Origin of the sequence: Mycobacterium sp. (assembly GCF_965277065.1) — a bacterium.
Classification (GTDB): domain Bacteria; phylum Actinomycetota; class Actinomycetes; order Mycobacteriales; family Mycobacteriaceae; genus Mycobacterium.
The window spans coordinates 90,699-114,029 of record NZ_CBDIBT010000017.1 but is presented as its reverse complement, the minus strand read 5'-3'; the positions used below and the strand labels follow the sequence as shown (position 1 = coordinate 114,029).

Annotated in this window: 24 protein-coding genes and 1 pseudogene; 20 read left to right on the top strand and 5 right to left on the bottom strand. The window is 66.5% G+C overall.

The window, feature by feature from the left end; translation table 11 throughout:
* Positions 1-3: 3 nt before the first annotated feature.
* Positions 4-1,032: an alcohol dehydrogenase catalytic domain-containing protein gene (locus tag ACQY5A_RS08970; RefSeq protein ID WP_428340035.1), complete on the top strand. Its 1,029-nt coding sequence runs from the start codon at positions 4-6 to the stop codon at positions 1,030-1,032.
* Here the strand turns inward: ACQY5A_RS08970 and ACQY5A_RS08965 are convergent.
* A complete protein-coding gene (locus ACQY5A_RS08965) occupies positions 1,029-1,439 on the bottom strand; it encodes a nitroreductase family deazaflavin-dependent oxidoreductase (RefSeq protein WP_428340034.1) in 411 nt (136 codons plus the stop codon). The genes ACQY5A_RS08970 and ACQY5A_RS08965 overlap by 4 nt on opposite strands.
* Before the next feature lie 68 nt (positions 1,440-1,507).
* Between ACQY5A_RS08965 and hisD the strand changes: the two genes are divergently transcribed.
* From hisD to ACQY5A_RS08915, 10 genes are all read left to right on the top strand, one after another.
* The gene (gene hisD, locus ACQY5A_RS08960) at positions 1,508-2,851 is read left to right on the top strand and encodes a histidinol dehydrogenase (RefSeq protein WP_428340033.1); all 1,344 of its coding nucleotides are present in this window, start codon (positions 1,508-1,510) and stop codon (positions 2,849-2,851) included.
* Positions 2,848-3,987, top strand: a complete 1,140-nt coding sequence (locus ACQY5A_RS08955) for a histidinol-phosphate transaminase (protein ID WP_428340032.1) — start codon at positions 2,848-2,850, stop codon at positions 3,985-3,987. The genes hisD and ACQY5A_RS08955 overlap by 4 nt, the downstream gene beginning before the upstream one ends.
* The gene (gene hisB, locus ACQY5A_RS08950) at positions 3,984-4,598 is read left to right on the top strand and encodes an imidazoleglycerol-phosphate dehydratase HisB (RefSeq protein WP_428340031.1); all 615 of its coding nucleotides are present in this window, start codon (positions 3,984-3,986) and stop codon (positions 4,596-4,598) included. Before ACQY5A_RS08955 ends, hisB begins: the two co-directional genes overlap by 4 nt.
* A complete protein-coding gene (gene hisH, locus ACQY5A_RS08945) occupies positions 4,595-5,227 on the top strand; it encodes an imidazole glycerol phosphate synthase subunit HisH (RefSeq protein WP_428340030.1) in 633 nt (210 codons plus the stop codon). The genes hisB and hisH overlap by 4 nt, the downstream gene beginning before the upstream one ends.
* A gap of 1 nt (position 5,228) precedes the next feature.
* Entirely contained in the window at positions 5,229-5,963 is a 735-nt protein-coding gene (gene priA, locus ACQY5A_RS08940; protein WP_428340029.1) for a bifunctional 1-(5-phosphoribosyl)-5-((5-phosphoribosylamino)methylideneamino)imidazole-4-carboxamide isomerase/phosphoribosylanthranilate isomerase PriA, read from the top strand.
* A 10-nt stretch (positions 5,964-5,973) separates the two neighbouring features.
* Positions 5,974-6,774 carry an inositol monophosphatase family protein gene (locus ACQY5A_RS08935; protein WP_428340028.1) on the top strand — a complete coding sequence of 267 codons (801 nt, stop codon included), beginning with the start codon at positions 5,974-5,976 and terminating at the stop codon, positions 6,772-6,774.
* Positions 6,764-7,561, top strand: a complete 798-nt coding sequence (gene hisF, locus ACQY5A_RS08930; protein ID WP_428340027.1) for an imidazole glycerol phosphate synthase subunit HisF — start codon at positions 6,764-6,766, stop codon at positions 7,559-7,561. The genes ACQY5A_RS08935 and hisF overlap by 11 nt, the downstream gene beginning before the upstream one ends.
* Entirely contained in the window at positions 7,558-7,905 is a 348-nt protein-coding gene (gene hisI / locus ACQY5A_RS08925; RefSeq protein ID WP_428340026.1) for a phosphoribosyl-AMP cyclohydrolase, read from the top strand. Before hisF ends, hisI begins: the two co-directional genes overlap by 4 nt.
* Before the next feature lie 217 nt (positions 7,906-8,122).
* Positions 8,123-8,896 (top strand): hypothetical protein, encoded by a 774-nt coding sequence (locus tag ACQY5A_RS08920; RefSeq protein WP_428340025.1) that lies wholly within the window; start codon positions 8,123-8,125, stop codon positions 8,894-8,896.
* 567 nt (positions 8,897-9,463) lie between these two features.
* Positions 9,464-10,411 (top strand): hypothetical protein, encoded by a 948-nt coding sequence (locus tag ACQY5A_RS08915; protein WP_428340024.1) that lies wholly within the window; start codon positions 9,464-9,466, stop codon positions 10,409-10,411.
* A 422-nt stretch (positions 10,412-10,833) separates the two neighbouring features.
* Here the strand turns inward: ACQY5A_RS08915 and ACQY5A_RS08910 are convergent, their stop codons facing one another.
* Complete coding sequence (locus ACQY5A_RS08910) at positions 10,834-12,276, bottom strand: serine/threonine-protein kinase (RefSeq protein WP_428340023.1); 1,443 nt, start codon at positions 12,274-12,276, stop codon at positions 10,834-10,836.
* 6 nt (positions 12,277-12,282) lie between these two features.
* A complete protein-coding gene (locus tag ACQY5A_RS08905) occupies positions 12,283-12,741 on the bottom strand; it encodes a peroxiredoxin (RefSeq protein WP_428340022.1) in 459 nt (152 codons plus the stop codon).
* A 60-nt stretch (positions 12,742-12,801) separates the two neighbouring features.
* On the opposite strand from ACQY5A_RS08905, the gene ACQY5A_RS08900 reads away from it, so the two are divergent.
* The 9 genes and pseudogenes from ACQY5A_RS08900 (at position 12,802) to ACQY5A_RS08860 (ending at position 22,029) form a co-directional block, all read left to right on the top strand.
* Entirely contained in the window at positions 12,802-14,343 is a 1,542-nt protein-coding gene (locus tag ACQY5A_RS08900) for an anthranilate synthase component I (RefSeq protein WP_428340447.1), read from the top strand.
* On the top strand, positions 14,336-14,983 hold the full coding sequence (locus ACQY5A_RS08895) for a TIGR02234 family membrane protein (RefSeq protein ID WP_428340021.1): 648 nt from the start codon (positions 14,336-14,338) through the stop codon (positions 14,981-14,983). The genes ACQY5A_RS08900 and ACQY5A_RS08895 overlap by 8 nt, the downstream gene beginning before the upstream one ends.
* A gap of 80 nt (positions 14,984-15,063) precedes the next feature.
* Positions 15,064-15,882: an indole-3-glycerol phosphate synthase TrpC gene (gene trpC, locus ACQY5A_RS08890; RefSeq protein WP_428340020.1), complete on the top strand. Its 819-nt coding sequence runs from the start codon at positions 15,064-15,066 to the stop codon at positions 15,880-15,882.
* 51 nt (positions 15,883-15,933) lie between these two features.
* Positions 15,934-17,208 (top strand): tryptophan synthase subunit beta, encoded by a 1,275-nt coding sequence (gene trpB / locus ACQY5A_RS08885; RefSeq protein ID WP_428340019.1) that lies wholly within the window; start codon positions 15,934-15,936, stop codon positions 17,206-17,208.
* Positions 17,202-18,017 carry a tryptophan synthase subunit alpha gene (gene trpA, locus ACQY5A_RS08880; RefSeq protein ID WP_428340446.1) on the top strand — a complete coding sequence of 272 codons (816 nt, stop codon included), beginning with the start codon at positions 17,202-17,204 and terminating at the stop codon, positions 18,015-18,017. Before trpB ends, trpA begins: the two co-directional genes overlap by 7 nt.
* Positions 18,014-19,159, top strand: a pseudogene (locus ACQY5A_RS08875) (prolipoprotein diacylglyceryl transferase); the annotation flags it as partial. The gene trpA and the pseudogene ACQY5A_RS08875, both read left to right, overlap by 4 nt.
* A 2-nt stretch (positions 19,160-19,161) precedes the next feature.
* The gene (locus ACQY5A_RS08870) at positions 19,162-19,599 is read left to right on the top strand and encodes a DUF2752 domain-containing protein (protein WP_428340018.1); all 438 of its coding nucleotides are present in this window, start codon (positions 19,162-19,164) and stop codon (positions 19,597-19,599) included.
* Positions 19,600-19,658: 59 nt separating this feature from the next.
* Positions 19,659-21,077, top strand: coding sequence for a pyruvate kinase (gene pyk / locus ACQY5A_RS08865; protein ID WP_428340017.1), 1,419 nt, complete (start codon positions 19,659-19,661; stop codon positions 21,075-21,077).
* 112 nt (positions 21,078-21,189) lie between these two features.
* Positions 21,190-22,029 carry an acyl-CoA thioesterase II gene (locus ACQY5A_RS08860; RefSeq protein WP_428340445.1) on the top strand — a complete coding sequence of 280 codons (840 nt, stop codon included), beginning with the start codon at positions 21,190-21,192 and terminating at the stop codon, positions 22,027-22,029.
* 30 nt (positions 22,030-22,059) lie between these two features.
* Here ACQY5A_RS08860 and ACQY5A_RS08855 read toward each other — a convergent pair whose 3' ends face one another.
* Together ACQY5A_RS08855 and ACQY5A_RS08850 are read right to left on the bottom strand one after the other, a co-directional pair.
* Entirely contained in the window at positions 22,060-22,569 is a 510-nt protein-coding gene (locus ACQY5A_RS08855; RefSeq protein ID WP_428340016.1) for a DUF4190 domain-containing protein, read from the bottom strand.
* 126 nt (positions 22,570-22,695) lie between these two features.
* The gene (locus ACQY5A_RS08850; protein ID WP_428340444.1) at positions 22,696-23,268 is read right to left on the bottom strand and encodes an HdeD family acid-resistance protein; all 573 of its coding nucleotides are present in this window, start codon (positions 23,266-23,268) and stop codon (positions 22,696-22,698) included.
* Between the last annotated feature and the right edge of the window lie 63 nt (positions 23,269-23,331).

Genomic DNA, 23,331 nt, shown 5'->3' with positions numbered 1-23,331 from the left:
ATGATGAGGCAGCTGACATGCGTGGACAACGGGCGGTACGCCTGGCGCGAAGGTCCGGAACCGATCCTCACGGAGCCAGGACATGCGCTGGTCAGGCCGCTGGTGGTGGCCTGTTGCGACCTCGATGTCGCCGCCGCGCGAGGGGCGGCGCCGTTGCCACCCGGTTATGCCGTCGGGCACGAAGGCCTGGCGGAGGTGGTCGCGGTCGGTGACGATGTCTCGACCGTCGGCGTCGGCGACCGGGTCGTCGTGCCGTTCCAGATCAGCTGCGGGTACTGCCGCGAATGCCGCCGAGGAGTCACCGGGTCGTGCGGATCGCTGCCGCTGATGGCGATGTACGGGTTGGGCCCGTTGGCCGGCCTGGACGGCGGCGGGTTCATGTCGGACCTGGTGCTGGTGCCCTACGCCGACGCGATGCTGATCCCGATCCCGCCGACGGTCGACCCGATCGCGGTCGCGTCGCTGTCGGACAACATCCCGGACGGGTGGCGGACCGTCGGACCGTTACGCGCCGAGTTGGCCGAGCTGGACGCGGCGGACCGACGCGTACTGGTGATCGGCCGGCTGTCCATCGGGCTGTATGCGGCGGCCTTCGCCGCGGCCTACGGCTTTCACGTCGACTACATCGACACCGACCCAGCCCGATTGGCCGCCGCCGAGTCGCTCGGTGCCGCCGTGCACGACAGGGCCAAGCCCGACAAATCCTGGGCGCCCTACCCCGTCACGGTGCACACCACCGCCGATCCCGCGGTGCTCGCTGCGACATTGCGGGCCACCTGGCCGGACGGAGTGTGCACCGATACCGGGATCTACTACTTGCCGACGGTGGAGATGCCGCTGCTGCCGATGTACACCCGCGGTGTGCGTTTCGTCACTGGCCGGGTCAGTGCGCGCGCGGTGATCCCGGAGATTCTCGACGTGTTGGCCGGCGGTTGCGATCTGTTGCCCGTCGTCGACCGGGTCGTCGACTGGGCGGACGCGCCCGAGGCCTGGCCGACGATGAGCGGCAAGACCGTCTTTACCCGGTCCTAGGCGATATCGCCGACGAAGACCGCGACCCGCCCGATCTGCTGGCGGGCGAAAAAGGGCAGGCCCGTGGTGTCGCTGCCGGGGGGCAGCACCCGCGGGTTGGTGATGTGCACGTCCTTGCGGATGAAATGCACGTCGGCCTCGCCCGCGGCCAGGACATTCTTGACCCAATCCGTTTTGCCGTGGGCCAATCCGATCGCCAGCACGTTGCCTTTGCGGTAGGCGGTCACGATGGTTTCGTATGGCTTACCGGAGGTGCGGCCGCGGTGCTTGATCACCGAGAACGTCGGAAGGTAACGCGCGATCGGCTTCACCAACGGGTTGAAGTACTTGACTTGAAAGTTCTCGAACCAGACCGGGAAGATCATCGGGATGCCCGGGGTGTTGTTGGGATGGTCCTTGCGGGACATGTCGACTCCGTTTTCTTCGGGTGCGGTCACACTACCGGTCCGATATGCAGTTGCCCTGTTCTGGGACAATGGTTGGCGTGACTGTTATGGCGCGCATCGACCTGCGGGGTGCTGACTTGTCCGTCGCCCGGTTGCGGGCGGCGTTGCCCCGCGGCGGAGTGGACGTCGAGGCCGCCCTGTCCACGGTGCGACCGATTGTCGACGCCGTCGCCGATCGAGGCGCTGAGGCCGCACTGGCATACGGCGAATCCCTGGACGGGGTCCGGCCACCGTCGGTCCGGGTGCCCAGCAGCGAATTGGACGCCGCGCTGGCCGGTCTGGACCGTGACGTCCGGTTGGCCCTGGAGGTGGTGATCGAGCGCACCCGTGCGGTGCACGCCGATCAGCGCCGATCCGACGTGACGACGACCTTGGGCCCAGGTGCCACCGTGACCGAGCGGTGGGTGCCGGTCGACCGGGTCGGCCTGTACGTCCCCGGCGGCACTGCCGTGTACCCGTCGAGCGTCGTGATGAACGTGGTGCCGGCGCAGGCCGCCGGTGTCGGCTCGCTGGTGGTGGCGAGCCCGCCGCAGGCCGCGTCGCAGGGCCGGTTTAAAGGGCTACCCCACCCGACGATCCTGGCCGCCGCCCGGCTGCTCGGTGTCGACGAGGTGTGGGCGGTCGGCGGGGCCCAGGCGGTGGCGCTGATGGCCTACGGCGGCATCGACACCGACGGCGCCGAACTGGCGCCGGTGGACTTGGTCACCGGGCCGGGCAACATCTACGTCACAGCGGCCAAGCGCCTGGTCCGCTCGCGGGTCGGTATCGACGCCGAAGCCGGGCCCACCGAGATCGCGATCCTGGCTGATGACACGGCCGACCCGGAGCATGTGGCCGCCGACCTGATCAGCCAGGCGGAGCACGACGAAATGGCCGCCGGCGTCCTGGTGACACCCAGCGCCGAGCTTGCCGACGCCACCGACGCCGAGCTGGCCGCCCAGCTGGAGACCACCGTGCACCGTCAGCGGGTGACGACCGCGCTGGCCGGGCGCCAGTCGGCCATCATCCTGGTCGACGACATCGACGCCGGCATTCGCACCGTGAACGCATATGCGGCAGAGCACTTGGAGATCCAGACCGTCAACGCGGACAAGGTCGCCGCGCAGATCCGTTCCGCCGGAGCGATCTTCGTCGGCGCGTATTCACCGGTGAGCCTGGGCGACTACTGCGCCGGCTCCAACCACGTGCTGCCGACAGCGGGCAGCGCCGCGCACTCCAGCGGTCTGTCGGTGCAGACTTTCCTGCGCGGCATCCACGTCGTCGACTACACCGAGGCGGCGCTCAAAGACGTGTCCGGGCATGTGATCACCCTTGCCGCCGCCGAGGATCTGCCCGCGCACGGCGAGGCGGTACGGAGGAGGTTCGGGCAATGACCGACCGCCGATCGCCCAACCACCCGTCGCTCGATGACCTTCCGTTGCGTGCGGACCTGCGCGGCAAATCGCCCTACGGCGCGCCGCAGCTCGACGTTCCGGTGCGGCTGAATACCAACGAGAACCCGCACCCGCCCAGTCAGGCGCTCGTCGACGACGTGGTCGCATCGGTCCGCGATGCGGGCGTCGATCTGAATCGCTATCCCGACCGCGACGCCGTGGCCCTGCGCACCGACCTGGCCGCCTATGTCCGCATGCAGACCGGGGCGCGGGTCGGTGTGGAAAACCTCTGGGCGGCAAACGGATCTAACGAGATCCTGCAGCAGCTGCTGCAGGCCTTCGGCGGCCCGGGGCGCAGCGCGATCGGCTTCGTGCCGTCGTATTCGATGCACCCGATCATCTCCGATGCCACCCGTACCGAATGGCTCGAAACTCCCCGCGCCGCCGACTTCAGCCTCGACACCGATGCCGCGGTGATCGCGATCGTCGACCGACGTCCCAACGTCGTCTTTGTCACGAGCCCGAATAACCCTACGGGTCAGAGTGTTTCGCTCCCCGATCTGCGCCGCCTGCTGGACGCCGCCCCCGGGATCGTGATTGTCGACGAGGCGTACGGCGAGTTCTCCGCGCAGCCCAGCGCTGTGGTGCTGCTCAAGGAGTATCCGACCAAGCTGGTCGTGAGTCGCACCATGAGCAAGGCTTTCGCCTTCGCCGGCGGCCGCCTCGGGTATCTGGTTGCGACCCCGGCGATCATCGACGCCATGCTGTTGGTGCGGCTGCCGTATCACCTGTCCTCGGTCACCCAGGTGGCTGCGCGGGCCGCGCTGCGCCACGCCGACGACACGTTGGGCAGCGTCGCGACATTGATCGGTGAGCGGGAGCGGGTGGCAACGGCGTTGAGCGGGATGGGCTTTCACGTCGTTCCGAGCGACTCCAACTTCGTGTTGTTCGGGCTGTTCGCCGACGCGCCGGCCACCTGGCAGCGTTACCTGGATGCCGGGGTCCTGATCCGCGATGTCGGCATTCCCGGACACCTGCGCACCACGATCGGGCTGACCGCCGAGAACGACGCATTCCTGTCAGCCAGCGCAGATCTGGCCGCCACCGAATTGGCCCAGCCCCTAGGAGCGTCATGACCACCGGCCGTCGCGCACGCGTTGAGCGCACCACCAAAGAGTCCGAGATCGTCGTCGAGCTCGACCTCGATGGGACCGGTCAGGTGCACATCGACACCGGTGTCCCGTTCTACGACCACATGCTGACCGCACTGGGCACCCACGCCAGCTTCGATCTGGCCGTGCGCGCCAAGGGCGACGTGGCGATCGAAGGGCACCACACCATCGAAGACACCGCGATCGTGCTCGGTCAGGCGCTGGGCGAGGCACTCGGCGACAAGAAAGGCATCCGCCGGTTCGGTGATGCGTTCATTCCGATGGACGAGACGCTGGCGCACGCCATCGTCGACGTCTCCGGCCGGCCCTACTGCGTGCACACCGGCGAGCCGGATCATCTGCGGCACACCACGATCGCCGGCAGCTCGGTGCCGTATCACACGGTGATCAACCGGCACGTGTTCGAGACGCTCGCCAACAATGCCCGCATCGCGCTGCACGTCCGAGTGCTCTACGGCCGCGACCCACACCACATCACCGAGGCGCAGTACAAGGCGGTCGCCCGGGCACTGCGGCAGGCGGTCGAGGCCGATCCACGGGTGTCCGGCGTGCCGTCCACCAAAGGTGCTCTGTGAGAGCGCTTTCCCGCCGGAAAGCGGTTGTAGTGCTGGACTACGGTTCGGGTAACCTCCGTTCGGCCCAACGCGCATTGGAGCGCGTGGGCGCCGATGTCGTGGTCACCGCTGATCTCGAAAAGGCCACTGCCGCAGACGGACTGGTTGTTCCGGGCGTCGGGGCGTTCGAGGCGTGCATGACCGGGTTGCGGGGGATCAACGGGCAACAAGCCATCGCCGACCGGGTTTCCGCCGGCCGCCCAGTGCTGGGCGTGTGCGTCGGCATGCAGATTCTGTTCGCCCACGGCGTCGAGTTCGGGGTGAAGAGCGCCGGCTGCGGACAGTGGCCGGGGGCGGTGACCCGGCTGAAAGCGCCGGTGATCCCGCACATGGGGTGGAACGTGGTGAACGCCGCGCCTGGTAGCGCACTGTTCAAAGGCCTGGATGCCGGTGCCCGGTTCTACTTCGTGCATTCCTATGCGGCGCAACAGTGGGAGGGCGGAGCCGACGCCCTGCTGACCTGGGCCACCCACGGTGTGCCATTCCTGGCCGCGGTCGAAGACGGTCCATTGGCCGCGACCCAGTTTCACCCCGAGAAGAGCGGTGATGCCGGAGCGGCTGTCTTGAGCAATTGGGTTGAAGGGTTGTGACGTGTCGTTGATCTTGTTGCCCGCCGTCGATGTCGTCGAGGGCAAGGCGGTGCGGTTGGTGCAGGGCAGAGCCGGCAGCGAAACCGACTACGGCTCAGCGCTGGACGCGGCGCTTGGCTGGCAGCGCGACGGCGCCGAGTGGGTGCACCTGGTCGATTTGGACGCGGCGTTCGGCCGAGGCTCTAATCGCGAGCTGCTGGCCGAGGTGGTCGGCAAGCTCGACGTGAAGGTCGAACTCTCCGGCGGTATCCGCGATGACGACTCGCTGTCCGCCGCGCTGGCCACCGGCTGCGCGCGAGTCAATCTCGGGACGGCCGCGTGCGAGAACCCGCAATGGTGCGCGCGGGCGATCGCCGAGCACGGCGACAAGGTGGCGGTGGGCCTGGACGTGCACATCATCGACGGTGACCATCGACTGCGGGGTCGCGGCTGGGAGACCGACGGCGGCGATCTGTGGCAGGTGCTGGATCGCCTTGACAGTGAAGGCTGTTCGCGATTCGTCGTCACCGATGTCACCAAGGACGGCACGTTGACCGGACCCAACCTCGACTTGCTGGGTGCGGTCGCCGGCCGCACCGACATTCCGGTGATCGCCTCCGGTGGTGTATCGAGTCTCGACGATCTGCGCGCCATCGCCACCTTGACCGACAGTGGGGTCGAGGGCGCGATTGTCGGCAAGGCGCTCTACGCCGGACGATTCACGCTGCCGCAGGCTCTGGCCGCGGTGGCGGATTAGGGCCGCGGCAATGGATCTCGACGCTTTGGTCGCGAAGGCGGCGGCGATCCTCGACGCGGCCGCCAAACCGTTCGTCGCCGGTCATCGAGCGGATTCCGCGGTCAGTAAGCGCGGCGACGACTTCGCCACCAGCGTAGATCTGGCCATTGAGCGTCAGGTCGTCGACGCACTGGTGTCGGCGACCGGAATCCTGGTGCACGGTGAGGAGTTCGGCGGTGCCGACCTCGACTCGGAATGGGTATGGGTGCTCGACCCCGTGGACGGGACGTTCAACTACGCGGCCGGATCTCCGATGGCCGCGATCCTGCTCGGTCTGCTGCACGACGGCGACCCGGTGGCCGGACTGACCTGGCTGCCGTTCATGAACGAACGCTACGCCGCGGTGGTGGGCGGTCCGGTGCTGAAAAACGGTGTGCCGCAACCGCCGCTGACACAGACCGACCTCACGGCATCGATCATCGGGGTCGGAACTTTCAACGCGGATTCCCGCGGCCGGTTTCCGGGGCGGTACCGGGTGGCGGTGCTCGAAGAGCTCAGCCGGGTGTCATCGCGGATGCGGATGCACGGCGCCACTGGCATCGACCTTGCCTACGTCGCCGACGGAGTCCTCGGCGGATCGATCAGTTTCGGCGACCACGTATGGGATCACGCGGCGGGGGTGGCGCTGGTCCGAGCCGCCGGCGGTGTCGTCACCAGTCTCACCGGCGAACAATGGACACCCGATTCGCGTTCCGCCCTGGCCGCCGCCCCCGGGGTGCACGATCAGCTGCTCGACATGCTGCTTGGCGTAGGACGGCCCAATGACTACTGACTTTCGCGCCGGCACCAGCCTTGCGGTGCGCGTCATTCCCTGCCTGGACGTCGACGACGGCCGGGTGGTCAAGGGCGTCAACTTCGAAAACCTACGGGACGCAGGCGATCCCGTGGAACTGGCCGCCGCGTACGACGCCGAGGGGGCCGACGAGCTGACTTTCCTCGACGTGACCGCGTCGTCGTCGGGTCGCACCACCATGCTGGAGGTAGTCCGTCGGACCGCCGAGCAGGTGTTCATCCCCCTGACCGTCGGCGGTGGCGTGCGTACGGTCGCCGACGTCGACGTGTTGTTGCGCGCGGGCGCCGACAAGGTGTCGATCAACACCGCCGCGATCGCGCGCCCAGACCTGCTGGCCGAGATGGCAGCCCAGTTCGGTTCGCAGTGCATCGTGCTGTCGGTCGACGCCCGCACGGTGCCGGCCGGGTCGGATCCGACTCCGTCGGGTTGGGAAGTCACCACCCACGGCGGGCGGCGCGGCACTGGCATCGACGCCGTCGAGTGGGCCGCCCGCGGCGCCGAGTTGGGGGTGGGGGAGATCCTGCTCAACTCGATGGATGCTGACGGCACCCGAGCAGGGTTCGATCTGGCGATGCTGCGTGCGGTTCGAGCGACGGTGACGGTGCCGGTGATCGCCAGCGGCGGCGCCGGAGCGGTCGACCACTTCGCGCCGGCCGTCGCTGCCGGTGCCGACGCAGTATTGGCCGCCAGCGTGTTTCACTTCAGGCAGTTGACGATCGGGCAGGTCAAGCACGCCATGGCCACAGAAGGGATCACGGTGCGATGAGCCTCGACCCTGACATCGCGGCACGCCTCAAACGCAACGCCGACGGCCTGTTCACGGCCATCGTGCAGGCACGCGGCAGCGGTGACGTGCTGATGGTCGCGTGGATGGACGACGACGCGCTGGCCCGGACCCTGGAAACCCGGGAGGGCACCTACTACTCCCGGTCCCGCGGTGAGCAGTGGGTCAAAGGCGCCACCTCCGGCCACACCCAGCGGGTGCATTCGGTGCGGTTGGACTGCGACGGCGACGCGGTGCTGCTGGTGGTCGACCAGGTCGGCGCCGCCTGTCATACCGGCGACCACAGCTGCTTCGACGCCGACGTTCTGTTGGAATCGGACGAGTGAGGATCTCGCGGTCTCTTCAACACGTGATCAATTGTCCCGCAACGCCGCTCGCGTAGCTCAGCTTTCGGCATCCCACGTAAAGAACCGCTGAGCGGCGCCTAAAACTTTGCTGAGCGGATACCGCGAACTTGCGGTATTCTCAGGATTCTCAGTGGTCGGGACTGGGGTGGGGAGTTCCGTGTCCGGCAGGGGTGCGGCCAATGAGAAAGGTAATGCAATGGGATCTGCTAGGTATATCGGTCGTTTCGGGGGGCTGGCAGTAGGGCTGGGTATCGGAGCGGCGGTGGTCGCGACGGCGGGTACCGCTTCTGCCGACCCATCAGTCGGGTCGGCGGTGGACGCGGCTGCGGGGACCCTCGTTGCCTACCCAGCCGAGGCATTCGATCCGAATAATTTCGCTATCGGGTTCGACGGGATGAACTTCGACTTCGGCACCGCGACCGTCAACTCGGGCACCGCTGGGAATTTCGACTTCGCGATCGCCGACGGCGACGGCGCGAACGCCGGCGCCACCGGCGGACTCTTCAACTCCTCGTTCGCTGACGGCTCCAATAGCTCGACCTTCGCAACGGGCGGGAACTTCGACTTCGCCAGCGCCGACGGCGCCAACACCTCAGCCTCGGCCTACGGCGGCAACAACGACTTCGCCAGCGCCAACGGCGATGGCAGCATCGCTCAAGCTAGCGGCAACAACGATATTGCCTTCGCCGACGGCGCCCCCAGTATCGTTTCTGCCGAAGACGGCAACAACGATATTGCCATCGGCATCGGCACCAGCAGCAACGCCTTCGCCGGGTTCGCCAATAACGACCTCGCCGTCGCCTTCGGCGGCCTCACCGCGGATGCTGACGGAACCAACGGGCTCACCACCATCATGGGGCTCACCCCCGCGGCCACCAGCGCAGCGACAGACCTGTTCGGCGGCTCGGTCCCGGACGGTTCGTTCCTCACCGACTTCCTGGACGGCTCCTGGCTCACCAGCCTGTTCTGATGCGATCGCGCAGATGATGTTTGAATTTGCAGCGGTCGAGCACGCCGCCGCACATTCTTCCAACGCGCGCACTCAACGCGGCCCATCTCGCCGGTCAGACGATGATCGAGGAGCGCGGGGCAGTAATAAGTTCGGTGGGTCCATTTGCACTTAGAGCGTGGCCGGTTTGATTCTGCGGTGAGGGCGGTGCTCCTCGGCGTGTCTTCTCCCTGGACGCAGACTGAACGCCGCTGATGCTCTTCAGCCGCGCAGTGGCGATGTGCTGGCGCACAACGAAATTCCGCTCAATTTCGTCAACCTATCCGCGTGTGCAGGAGCAGGCTTTCGTTCGGGAACGAGCGACAACACTTCGGTCGAAACTGAGAATACTCACGGCTTGCCTTATGCAATTCCTAGGGTACTGTCAGTAATTGTTGGCTCTGGCCGAGAAGCTGCGCCCGGGCCGATTCTGGCAAGCGTGCTGTGGGGAGTGCGTCGAAATCTGCGCATTTTCGGGGGGCGTGCTTACATCCGCGCTGAAGAGCGCAGTCAACAATCCGCGCCTTCGGCGCGGCGGGAGGGAATGTTATGAATCGTACGAAAGCACTTGGCCGACTCGGGATCTTGGCGGCTGGACTCGGCGTCGGCGCGACGGTTGCCGCCACCACCGGGACCGCCTCTGCCGACGCCGGTATCGACTGGGCGTCGCTAGTCGACGCGTCTGCCCTACCGGCAGCCACGCCGTCCACCCAAGACATCGCGATCTCCTTCGACGGGATGTCGCTATTTCAGGAAGGCAACGCGTCGGCCACCACCGTGACCGGCAACTTCGGCTTGGCTATCGCTTATGGCGACGGCAGCAGGGCGATCGATAACGGCTCGCTCGATAGCGTGTACGCCAACGGCGCCGGCAGCACCTCATACGTCGGCGGCGGCATGGGCAACGTCAGCATCGCCAACGGCGCCGACAGCATCACCAACGTCAACGGCAACAGCAACTTCGTCGACGCCACCGGCTACCAGAGCAGTGCGAGCGCGGTATTGGGCAACGGGAACGACGTCTTCGTCAACGGCACGGGAAGCACCGTCTCGATCCTTGGTGGCAGCAACGATTTCGCTAGCGTGTCTGGTGCCAATGACCTAGCCGACACCGGCAGCAGCCAAGACATTCTCACCATCGTCGGCAACAACGACGTCCAGGCGTTCACCGACGGCACCAACGACATCGCCGCAATTTTCGGCAACGGCAACGACAACGGGTTTCCCGATGCTACGGGCACCGCGACCGCTGGTGGCGGTGACGACAACATCGCCGCCGTGTTCGGCGATGGCAGCACGGCGTTCGCCGGGCTGGGTAACAACAACCTCGCCATCGCCTTCGGAGACCTGGTCAACGCATCTGCGGTAGGTGGTAACGCGGTCGACATCGAGCCATCACTGACAGCGGCCAACTCTGCGGCCGACTTGTTCGGTGGGACGGACGCCTCGTGGCTGACCGATTTCCTGGACGGCTCGTGGCTGACCGGCCTGTTCTGATCTAATCGCGCGAAGCTTGCTTCGATCACTCCAAGCGACCGCACGATGTGGTCGAAACGACGACGATCCAGCACGTGCCCGCGCACTCTGCTCCTACTTGGACTGCACTGGCTGTGCCCTATGCGGGCACGGTCGGTGCAGTTCAGCGCCAGGCGCATGCTCTGGACGTACGAAGCCAGAATCGTGTTGGCACAAGCTACCGGCGCTGACGTCGAGGTTGACCGCGACTTGATCGGTCAGGTTCTATCGACCCGCGCGCAGGCGTCTTTACGGTCCGCCGTGGCTTTCGGGATCTCGTCCGCGCCGACTGTAAAGCTTGTGCGCGGGCAGGGGCGAAATCACGTAGTTGAGCGGCACAATCGGTGCGCCCGCGCACGGATCTAGACCAGGCAACTCTGCTAACGAATTAACGACTCACGACACTATCCGGCCGTTTCCAATCCGGTGGCCGCCGCGACGGCTGCACGGGCCCATTCGTCACGATGCACCGCGGGGGCGATTCGCTCCTTACGGATCAATTCGGTGTTGACCTTCATCACCTTCGGTGCCCGAAACGAAAAGGTGTGATTGGTGGTGTCGATGGCCAGCAGTCCGTCGGTATCGGTGAATCCGTTGCCGCGCATAGTGTTTTCGGCCCACTTGATCGGTGTGAGTCCGGAGAAGTCGTCGACGTAGGCGACCCAGAGATGGACGTTGAGTCGGGTCGACAACTTCGACAAGGCGCCTTCCACGGCGGTATGACCCGCAGGGGTGAGCTTGCCCGACGGATCGGTGATGTAGCGGGTGAGCTGTACCAACGACGCCGCGTTCGGCTGGTCGGTGGGCGCGGTGGCGCTGTCGGGGGACTCCGCCGATCTGTGCCGCAGGACGTCAGCCCCGACGATCCCCGCCAGCACCAGCAGGATCACGGTAGCTGCAGCAGCAACCAGCACCGCGGGGCGCAGCCGTCGTCGTGCCGGGACCGGCTTCGTCGGCGCGGAGATCTGTCTGGTGGGGCCATCCGCCGCGTGACCGGCGACCGTCGCGTCCGCTGCGACACCCGTCAGAGCTGCCGCGAACTCCGAACAATTCACGTAGCGGCTGGCGGGATCTTTCGCCAACACCCTGGCGATGACGGCGTCGAGGTCGGCGAGGTCGGCCCGCCGCGCGCTGAGCTGGGGCGGCGGCGCGGAAAGATGGTGGGAGATCACCACCGCCGCGTTGGAGTTGTCATAGGGCGCCGCACCGGTCAGCAAGTGAAATGCGGTGCAGCCCAACGCGTACTGGTCGGCGCGGCCATCGATGTCGCGGCCCAGCAGTTGTTCGGGCGCGGCGTAGGCCGTCGTTCCCATCACCATATTGGTGGCGGTCAGACCACTGATGTCACCGACTTGTCGGGCAATACCGAAGTCGGCCAGCAAGATCCGTCGTCCACGCGGGTCGGTGTCGCTGATCAGAATGTTTGCGGGCTTGATGTCGCGGTGCAGCAGGCCGCGCTGATGCGCGTAGTCCAACGCGTCGGCGATGGCGCTGATGATCGCGAACGCCTCGGTCCTCGGCAGCCCGGACGGGTAGCGGCTGCGCAGCAGTTCGGCGGCATCGGTTCCCTCGACGTAGTCCATCGACAACCACAACTGACCCTCGAACTCGCCGCGGTCGTGGATACCGACAATGTGGGAATGCCACAACTCGGAGGCGATGTCCGCTTCCCGGCTGAACCGCTGGCGGAACTCGAGGTCCGCGGTCAGCGCGGGCGGCAGGACCTTGAGGGCGTCTCGGCGGGGGAGTCGTGGGTGCTGCGTCAGATAGACCTCACCCATGCCGCCGGACCCCAGCCGCTTGATGATGGTGTAGCCGGCGAACACATCGCCGTTGTGCAGCGACACCGTCGACTAGCTGCGGGCACGCAGCGTCTGCAGCGCCTTATCTGCGTGGGAGTCCATGCTCAACTCGCTGGAGATCACGTCGAGCACCTTGCTGTCGGTGCCGATGACGAAGGTCGATCGCTTGACCGGCACCAGCTTGCCCAAAAGCCCGCGCTTGACCCCGAATTGGCTCGCGATCGTGCCGTCGGTGTCCGACAGCAGCGGATAGTCGAAACCCTGTGAGTCGGCGAATTTCGCCTGCTTGGCCACGGGGTCGACGCTGATCCCGACCCGGTTGGCGCCGACAGCGGCGAATTCCTGGGCCAGGTCGCGGAAATGGCACGCCTCCTTCGTACATCCGGGGGTCATCGCCGCCGGGTAGAAGAACAGCACGACCGGCCCGTCCGACAGCAGGGCGCTGAGCCTGCGGGGGGTGCCGGTCTGGTCGGGAAGTTCGAAGTCAGCCACGGTGTCACCGGTTTTCATGGCCGTCACGCTACGCCAGTGGCGAGCGGAGTCGATCTGCCCATCTGGGAAGATGACTCCGTGCACGCCAACCTCGCCGCCGCCACCACATCGCGGGAGCATTTTCGCCTCCTGGCGGCCGAGCATCGGGTGGTGCCGGTGACTCGCAAGGTGCTGGCCGACGCTGAGACGCCGCTGTCTGCGTACCGCAAACTGGCCGACAATCGACCCGGGACGTTCCTGCTGGAGTCGGCGGAGAACGGACGGTCGTGGTCGCGGTGGTCGTTCATCGGAGCCGGCGCGCCGTCCGCGCTGACCGTTCGCGACGGGCAGGCGGTATGGCTCGGCACGGTGCCGCACGACGCGCCCACCGGCGGCGATCCGCTGCAGGCCCTGCACGAGACGTTGGAGCTGCTGGCCACGGCGGCGCTGCCGGGGCTGCCGCCGCTGTCCGGCGGCATGGTGGGCTTTTTCGCCTACGACCTGGTGCGGCGCCTAGAGCGATTGCCCGAACTCGCGGTCGACGACCTGAACCTGCCGGACATGCTGCTGCTGCTGGCGACTGATCTGGCCGCCGTCGACCACCACGAGGGCACCATCACGCTGATCGCCAACGCGGTGAATTGGAACGGCACCGACGAGCGGGTCGACGAGGCCTACGACGACGCGATCGCCCGGCTGGACGTGATGACCGCGGCGCTGGAGCAGCCGCTGCCCTCGACCGTCGCGACGTTCACCAGACCCGAGCCGCAGCACCGCGCGCAGCGCACGGTGAAGGAGTACGGCGCGATTGTCGAACGGCTGGTCGGCGAGATCGAGCGGGGCGAAGCCTTCCAGGTGGTGCCGTCGCAGCGTTTCGAGATGGACACCGACGTCGAGGCGATCGACGTCTATCGGATGCTTCGGGTGTCCAACCCCAGCCCATACATGTATCTGCTCCACGTGCCCAATGACGAAGGCGGAAGCGCATTTTCGATTGCCGGCTCCAGCCCGGAAGCGTTGGTGACGGTGCAGGACCGCTGGGCGACCACGCACCCGATCGCCGGTACCAGATGGCGCGGGGAGTCCGAAGACGAGGACCAGTTGCTCGAGAAGGAGTTGCTGGCCGACGAGAAGGAGCGCGCCGAGCACCTGATGCTGGTCGACCTGGGCCGCAACGACTTGGGCCGGGTCTGCGTGCCCGGAAGTGTCCGCGTCGAGGACTACAGCCATATCGAGCGCTACAGCCACGTCATGCATCTGGTCTCGACGGTGACCGGGGTGCTCGCCGACGGCCGTACCGCACTGGATGCGGTGACCGCGTGTTTTCCGGCGGGCACACTGTCGGGTGCTCCGAAAGTGCGTGCGATGGAACTGATCGAGGAGGTCGAGAAAACCCGGCGCGGCCTCTACGGCGGCGTGCTCGGCTATCTCGACTTCGCCGGAAACGCCGACTTCGCCATCGCCATCCGGACAGCACTGATGCGTGACGGAACCGCGTACGTGCAAGCAGGTGGCGGGGTCGTGGCGGACTCCAACGGGCCCTACGAGTACACCGAGGCGACCAACAAGGCGCGTGCGGTGCTCAGCGCGATCGCCGCCGCGGAGACGCTGCGCAGCCCGGACGCCGACCGGGATGCCTGATGCCCAGACGGCCACCGGGGGCCGGCTGACCATCAGAGCGGCCCAGGTTCTGCTGGTTCTGTCGGCCGCGGGTTTGTGGGCGGCATCGCGGCTGAAATGGGTCGAGCTTCAGACATTTGACGGGTTGGGGCCGCCGAAGCTCATCGCGCTGTCCGGCGCGGGATGGTCGTCGGCTTTGGTCCCGCTGGCCCTGCTCCTGCTGGCGACCGCACTGGCCGCACTGGCGGTGCGGAGTTGGGCGCTGCGGGTACTGGCGGCGCTGCTGGCCCTCGCCAGCCTGGCGACGGGATATCTGGCGATCAGCTCCCTGGAGATCCGCGACGTCGCCGCCCGGGGTGCCGAACTCGCGCACGTGCCGGTCATGGCGTTGGTGGGCAGTAGGCGGCACTATGCGGGCCCGGTGATCACGCTGCTGGCCGCAGCCGGAACGCTGATCGCGGCGGTGTTGCTGATGCGGGCGGCGGCCTCGGCGGGCCGGACGGCCACGAAGTACCTGGCGCCCGCCGCGCGCCGGTCGGCGGCACGGGGTGACCAGGAAGCCCCGTCGGAGCGGACGATGTGGGACGAGCTCGATGAGGGCCGCGATCCGACCGATCCAGCGCACGATCCGCCACCCGAACCTGACACCGAGGGTCGGTGACGAACGCCACCTCGGCGCTCGCTACCCTTCGATGGACGCCGTCAATATTCTGGTGGCGGCCGGGGAGAGGAACCGACAGCATGAGCTCGGCAAGCGTGCTTGACTCCATCATTCAGGGAGTTCGCGCCGACGTTTCCGCTCGTGAAGCGGTCGTGAGCATGCCGGAGATCAAGGCCGCAGCCGAAGCTGCTGCGCCACCTCGTGACGTGCTGGCGGCGCTGCGCGAGGCCGGTATTGGGGTCATCGCCGAGGTCAAGCGCGCCAGCCCGTCAGCGGGAGAACTCGCGTCGATCGCCGACCCCGCCGCGCTGGCGTGCGCCTACGAAGACGGCGGCGCCCGGATCATCAGTGTGCTGACCGAGGAGCGCCGCTTCCACGGCAGCCTGGCCGACCTCGACTCAGTGCGCGCCGCCGTGTCAATCCCGGTGCTGCGCAAAGACTTTGTGGTGGGGCCTTACCAGATCCACGAGGCCCGCGCGCACGGCGCCGACATGCTGCTGCTGATCGTCGCCGCGCTGGACCAGCCGGCGCTTGAGTCGATGCTGGAGCGCACCGAGTCACTGGGCATGACGGCACTCGTCGAGGTGCACACCGAGGAAGAGGCTGACCGCGCCCTGACGGCCGGCGCCCGGGTGATCGGCGTTAATGCTCGCGACCTGCGCACACTCCGCGTCGATCGGGATTGCTTCGCACGCATCGCGCCGGGGTTGCCATCGAACATCATCCGGATCGCCGAATCCGGCGTGCGGGGCCGGGCTGATTTGTTGGCCTACGCCGGCGCCGGCGCTGACGCCGTGCTGGTCGGCGAAGGTCTGGTCACCAGCGGGGATCCCCGCGCGGCGGTCGCCGACCTGGTCACCGCCGGCAAGCATCCGTCTTGCCCCAAGCCGGCCCGCTAGCCCGGCGCGGTGGTTGAATTCCATGCGCCGCTTACCTGTTGAGCATCTGTAATGGCAGACATTTTGCGTCCGGAACTTCCGCGTTCCAGCGCCGCACTCGCTGAACCGACCCACCACGACCCTGACCCCCGTGGTCATTTCGGTGTCTACGGGGGCCGGTTCGTCGCCGAGGCCTTGATGGCCGTCATCGAGGAAGTCACAGCGGCCTACGAGAAGGTGCGTACCGACCAGGCCTACCTCGACGAGCTCGACCGTTTGCAGACGCATTACACCGGTCGGCCGTCACCGCTGTACGAGGCGACCCGACTCAGCGAGCATGCCGGCGGTGCCCGCATCTTTCTCAAACGAGAAGACCTGAACCACACCGGTTCTCACAAGATCAACAATGTGCTGGGTCAGGCCTTACTGGCACGCCAGATGGGCAAGACCCGGGTGATCGCCGAGACCGGCGCCGGCCAGCACGGGGTGGCCACCGCGACCGCGTGTGCGTTGCTCGGCCTGGACTGCGTGATCTACATGGGCGCCGTCGACACCGCGCGGCAGGCACTCAACGTCGCGCGGATGCGACTGCTCGGCGCTGAGGTCGTCTCAGTCGAGTCCGGCTCGAAGACCCTCAAGGACGCCATCAATGAAGCGTTTCGTGACTGGGTGACCAACGCGGACAACACCTATTACTGCTTCGGCACCGCGGCCGGGCCGCACCCGTTCCCGACGATGGTCCGCGATTTCCAGCGGGTGATCGGGCTCGAGACTCGGGTGCAAATCCAGGATCAGGCCGGCCGGTTGCCCGACGCCGTGACCGCCTGCGTGGGCGGCGGATCCAACGCGATCGGGATCTTCCACGCCTTCCTCGACGACCCGGGTGTGCGACTGGTCGGTTACGAGGCAGCCGGTGACGGCGTCGAAACCGGCCGCCACGCCGCCACCTTTACCGGCGGAACACCGGGCGCGTTCCAGGGGTCGTATTCGTTTCTGCTGCAGGACGAGGATGGGCAGACGATCGAATCGCATTCCATCTCGGCGGGCCTGGACTATCCGGGAGTGGGTCCAGAGCACGCGTGGCTCAAAGACACCGGGCGTGCCCAGTACCACCCGATCACCGACACCGAAGCGATGGACGCGTTCCGGCTGTTGTGCCGGACCGAGGGCATCATCCCGGCGATCGAGTCGGCGCACGCGATCGCCGGCGCGATCACGCTGGGCCACGAGATGGGCTCCGGCGCAATCATCGTGGTGAACCTGTCCGGCCGCGGAGACAAGGACGTCGAGACCGCTGCGAAGTGGTTCGATCTGCTGGACGGACAATCGGGTCCGGACAAATCATGATCGTCGAGCAGAGCGAAAAGAGTCGTCTGCAAGCACTTTTCACCGCGTGCCGCGGTGAGCAGCGGGCGGCGCTGATCGGATATCTGCCAACCGGATATCCCGATGTCCCGACGTCGATCGAAGCCATGAAGGCGCTGACCGAGTCCGGCTGCGACCTGATCGAGGTCGGTGTCCCGTATTCCGATCCAGGCATGGACGGACCGGTGATCGCCAACGCCGCTGAGGTCGCGTTGCGCGGTGGTGTGCGGGTGCGCGACACGTTGAACGCGGTCGAGGCGATCAGCGCAGCGGGTGGCCGTGCCGTCGTCATGACCTACTGGAATCCGGTGTTGCGCTACGGAGTTGACGCGTTCGCCCGTGATCTGGCCGCAGCCGGCGGCTACGGGCTGATCACTCCGGACCTCATTCCCGACGAGGCGGACGCCTGGCTGGCGGCATCCGAGCAGCATCAGCTCGATCGGATCTTCCTGGTCGCGCCGTCTTCGACGCACCAGCGCCTGTCGGACACCGTCGCGGCATCGCGCGGATTCGTCTATGCCGCATCCACGATGGGGGTGACCGGTGCCCGCGATGTGGTGTCGAACGCCGCGCCGGAACTGGTCAGCCGGGTCAAAGAAGTGTCTGACATCGCCGTCGGGGTGGGATTGGGCGTCCGTTCCCGCGAACAGGCCGCCGAGATCGCCGGCTACGCAGATGGTGTCATCGTGGGCTCGGCGCTGGTCTCCGCGCTCACCGATGGCCTGCCCGCCATGCGTGCTTTGAGTGAAGAACTCGCTGTCGGTGTTCGCCAGAGGCTTTCGGCATCATGACGACGACGGTGCTTGCCTACATTCCCAGCCCGCCCCAGGGGGTGTGGCATCTGGGCCCCATCCCGCTCCGGGCCTACGCGTTGTTCATCATCGTCGGGATCATCGCTGCCCTGCTGATCGGCGATCGGCGCTGGGAAGCGCGCGGCGGCGAGCGCGGCGTGATCTACGACATCGCACTGTGGGCCGTGCCGTTCGGGTTGGTCGGCGGCCGGCTGTACCACCTGGCCACGGACTGGCGGACCTACTTCGGCGAGGGTGGCGCCGGACCCATTGCAGCGCTGCGCATTTGGGACGGCGGGTTGGGAATCTGGGGGGCGGTCGCGCTGGGCGGCGTAGGGGCGTGGATCGCCTGCCGGCGCCGCGACATCCCGCTTCCGGCGTTCGGCGACGCGATCGCGCCCGGCCTCGTTCTCGCGCAGGCGATCGGTCGCCTCGGAAACTACTTCAACCAAGAGCTTTTCGGCCGCGAAACCACGATGCCGTGGGGCCTGGAGATCTTCTACCGCCGAGACCCGGCCGGATTCGTCGATGTGCATTCGCTCGACGGGGTATCGACCGGGCAGCTGGCGATGGTCGTCCAACCCACTTTCCTGTACGAATTGCTCTGGAACCTGCTGATTTTCGTCGTTCTGATCGTTGTGGACCGCCGCTTCACACTTGGCCACGGCCGGCTTTTCGCGACCTACGTCGCGGGCTACTGCATCGGCCGGTTCTGGGTCGAACTGCTCCGCGACGACACCGCCACGCACATCGCCGGCATTCGGATCAACTCCTTCACCTCGACGTTCGTCCTGATCGGTGCGGTGGTGTATCTGATCTTGGCGCCCAAGGGCCGCGAAGACCCGGCAACGCTGAGTGGCTCGGCCGCTGAGTTGCTGGAACCGGACTCCCTCGATGCCGACGCGGCGCCTGCGGACGACGACTCGGCACCTGCCGATGACGCGGCGCCCGGCGTGCCGGTGGAGGACGTGGCGGTCGACGCCGACGCTGAGGCCGTCGATGCGGAGGCAGATCCGGCCGAGACCGACTCGCGGGAAGTCGAGGTCGCGGCGACGCCGCTGCAGGCCGACACACAGGACGACGCGGACACCGTTGCCGAGTCCGAGCAGCCCGATTCGAGCGAGAAAAAAGCGGACGCGGAGTGATGTCCAGCCCAGCGGCGCACGGTGCCAGCCGGCCCGCCGCACGCTGGTCTCGGCGGAATCTGTTCGCGGTGCTGGGCACGGGCGCGCTGCTGGCGGGCACGCTCGGCTACATCGGCCTGGTCGACCCGCACAAGCCGGACTCGATTTTTCCGATCTGCCCGTTCCGGCTGCTGACCGGATTGAACTGCCCCGGATGCGGCACGCTGCGGATGATCCACGACGTGTTGCACGGCAATCTCGCCGCGGCGATCAACGACAACGTTGTCATGCTGGTCGGCCTCCCGCTGCTGGCGGGTTGGGTTGCACTGCGCCGCCGCGGCGGAAAGCTACCGTTGACACTCCCGGCCGCAGCAGCGGTGATGATCACACTTGTCGCGTGGACGGTGGTCCGCAACCTGCCGGGATTCCCGTTGCTTCCCACGTTGCTCACTCATTAGTCTGCTGCGCGAAGCGGAGCTGACGCGAGATGATCAGCTGGCGCGACTATGCTGATTTCGTGGCAAGACGCGGAAAGATCGTCTGTACTCTCGGTCCGGCCACCAGTTCCGACGAGTCCGTCAAAGCGCTGGTCGAAGCCGGAATGGACGTCGCCAGACTCAACTTCAGCCACGGCGACTACAGCGACCACAAAGCTTCCTATGACCGGGTGCGGGCCGCCTCCAATGCCACTGGCCGTGCGGTGGGCGTTCTGGCCGATCTGCAAGGCCCCAAAATCCGGCTCGGCCGATTCGCCGACGGGCCGACGTATTGGGCCGACGGTGAATTCGTGCGGATCACCGTCACGGACTGTGCCGGCAACCACGACCGAGTCTCGACCACCTACAAGCAGTTGGCTCAGGACGCCGTGCCCGGTGACCGGGTTTTGGTCGACGACGGCAACGTCGGCTTGGTGGTCGACCACATCGAGGGCGACGACGTCGTGTGCAGGGTCACCGAAGGCGGCCCGATCAGTAACAACAAGGGAATGTCGCTGCCGGGGATGAGTGTCTCGGCGCCCGCCTTGTCCGAGAAAGACATCGACGATCTCGAGTTCGCGATGCACTTGGGCGTTGACATGGTGGCACTTTCGTTCGTGCGCTCGCCTTCGGACGTCGAGCTCGTACACGAGGTGATGGACCGGGTGGGCCGCCGTGTTCCGGTCATCGCGAAACTCGAGAAGCCGGAAGCCATCGATAATCTCGAGGCCGTGGTGCTGGCCTTCGATGCGGTAATGGTCGCCCGCGGGGACCTGGGTGTGGAGCTGCCGTTGGAGGAGGTGCCGCTGGTTCAGAAGCGGGCCATCCAAATGGCAAGGGAGAACGCCAAACCCGTGATCGTGGCGACCCAGATGCTCGAGTCGATGATCGAGCACTCGCGGCCGACCAGGGCCGAGGCCTCCGACGTCGCCAATGCCGTGCTTGATGGCGCCGACGCGGTGATGCTGTCCGGCGAGACGTCGGTCGGTAAATATCCGTTGGCCGCGGTGCAGACGATGGCTCGCATCATCTGTGCGGTGGAGGAGAATTCGACGGCCGCGCCGCCGCTGACGCACGTGCCGCGGACCAAGCGCGGCGTGATCAGCTACGCCGCCCGCGATATCGGTGAACGGCTCGACGCCAAGGCGCTGGTCGCGTTCACCCAATCCGGCGACACCGTTCGGCGGCTGGCCCGGCTGCACACGCCGCTTCCGTTGCTGGCGTTCACGCCGCTGCCGGAGGTGCGCAGCCAGCTGGCGATGACGTGGGGCACTGAGACGTTCATCGTCGGGATCATGCAGACCACCGACGGCATGATCCGCCAGGTCGACAAGTCGCTGCTGTCGCTGGGCCGCTACAAACGTGGCGATTTGGTGGTGATCGTCGCCGGCGCTCCGCCGGGTACGGTCGGGTCGACCAACCTGATTCACGTGCATCGCATCGGCGAAGAGGACGTCTGACTCGGCCAAGGCGGCCTACTAAATAGCCGCCCGTCGACGATGCGTTCGGCGCAGCCGAGGGCTGAGGAGTCGGGCGATTAGGCTGTGCCCGGTGTCTGACTTCGACGAGCTGATGGCGGTGCTGGACCTACAGGACAAGGGCGACGACCTGTTCGCCGGAACCCAGCCCAGCAAGAACCCACCGCGCACGTTCGGCGGATTGATGATGGCGCAGTCCTTCGTGGCGGCCAGCCGGACCCGCACCCGCGACCTGCCGCCCAACGCGCTGTCGGCACACTTCGTCAACGGCGGCGACATCGACCGAGACCTGGAATTTCAGGTGGTCCGCCTGCGCGACGAGCGCCGCTTCGCCAACCGTCGCGTCGACGTGACGCAGGACGGCACCCTTTTGGCATCCGTATTCGTTTCGTATCTGGCCGGCGGCCGCGGAATCGAGCACAGTGTCGAGCCGCCCGACGTCCCCGATCCGGAGGACGTGCCGCCGCTGAAGGAGCGTTTGCAGGGCTACGAGAATAAAGTTCCGTTGTTCGTCAACGCGTTGCAGCCCATCGAGTGGCGCTACACCAATGACCCGTCCTGGGTGATGCGCGATAAGGGCAATCGGCTTGACTACAACCGGGTTTGGGTCAAAGCCGACGGTCTGCTGCCGGACGACCCGGTACTGCACAACGCCACCTTGTTGTATTCCTCGGACACCACGGTGCTGGATTCGATCATCACAACGCACGGCTTGTCGTGGGGATACGACCGCATCTTCGCCGCGACGGTGAATCACTCGGTCTGGTTTCACCGCCAGGTCGATTTCAACGACTGGGTGCTGTATTCCACGTCCTCGCCGGTGGCGGCGGATTCCCGCGGACTCGGAACCGGCTACTTTTTCGATCGGGCCCGGCGTCCGGTGGCCAGCGTGGTGCAAGAGGGCCTGGTGAAATACTTCCCGGAAACGCGCTAAGACCGCGAAAAGCTCTAATATAGAACGATTTCAGGGCACCGCCGCCGGCGTCAACGTGACGCTCAACCGGTCCTGAACGGTGTGCCGGAACTGATCGGCGCAGTGCTGCTGCGCGACTTGGTTTTCCGCGGCTTTCTGGATGCAGTCGATGTAGTCGCCGCCCCGGACGTCCTTCCAGACCGTCGACCAGAATGCGATGAACGCCAGGCCAACAACGATTGCCAAGCCGCCCAACACAATACCGGCGATCGCGACGCCGCCGTTGTCGGCGACGCCGCGCCGGACCCGCCCGCGCGCGCCAACGCCGATCACCACCGCGACGGCACCAAGAACGATCGGGGCAAACACGGTCGCGACACTGAACAGACCGATCACGGCCAGCACCAGCGCGGCGATACCTAGCCCGTTCTTCGGGTCTACCGGTGTCGGGGGCGCGTAGTAGGGCGGTGCATGACCGGGCTGGTGCGGAAGCAGCGGCCCAGCGTGCGGAGCCCCCGTGGCGTTCTTCCGTCTAACCGGCTGATCCGGCGATCCGGTCATGGCTCGCTCTCTGCTCGGGCGACATGGACGACTTCAACCCAGAATACGCGTCGGCGCACCCGCGAATTGAGCATTCGGGCTTAGCGCACAACCCAATTGGCCGTCCGTGCAGTACTTGCCCGGCCGTTACGCGGTGTTTGCCGGCGCTCCTGTCACGGCCTTCTCGATCCGGTGGGACGCGCTGCGGATTCCGAACGACGACACGATCTCGAAGACCCCGATCACGATCAGCCAGATCGCGACGACCAGCGTCAGGATCTCGATCGTTTCCAGGGGAGATCCGAGCATTACGACGCCGGCCAGCAGGCTGACCAAGCCGAGGAAGATCTGCCAGCCACGGCCCGGCAGGTGCGGATCGCTGATCGCCGAGATGGACGTCGCCACCCCGCGGAAAATGAAGCCGACGCCGATCCAGATGGCAAGCAGCAGAATCGCATAGCCCTGTCCGAAATGCCGGAAACACAGCACCGCCAGCACCAGTGACGCAGCACCGCTGATGAAGGACAGCACCCGCCCGCCCGCGCTGACGTGCAGGGTGAATGCGAAGAAGACTTGAGCGGCACCGGTGACCAGCAGGTAGATGCCGAACAGCGCAGCCGCGATGACGATGGAGTGCTCGGGCAGAACGTAAACCAGGATGCCCAGGGTCAGCGAGAGAATCCCCGACAGCAGGGTCGACTTCCACAGGTGCGGCAACAGTTTTGGAGCGGCAGTGGTTTCCATGCCCGGATCTTCGCACAAACGGCCACCAGGGTGGGAGGT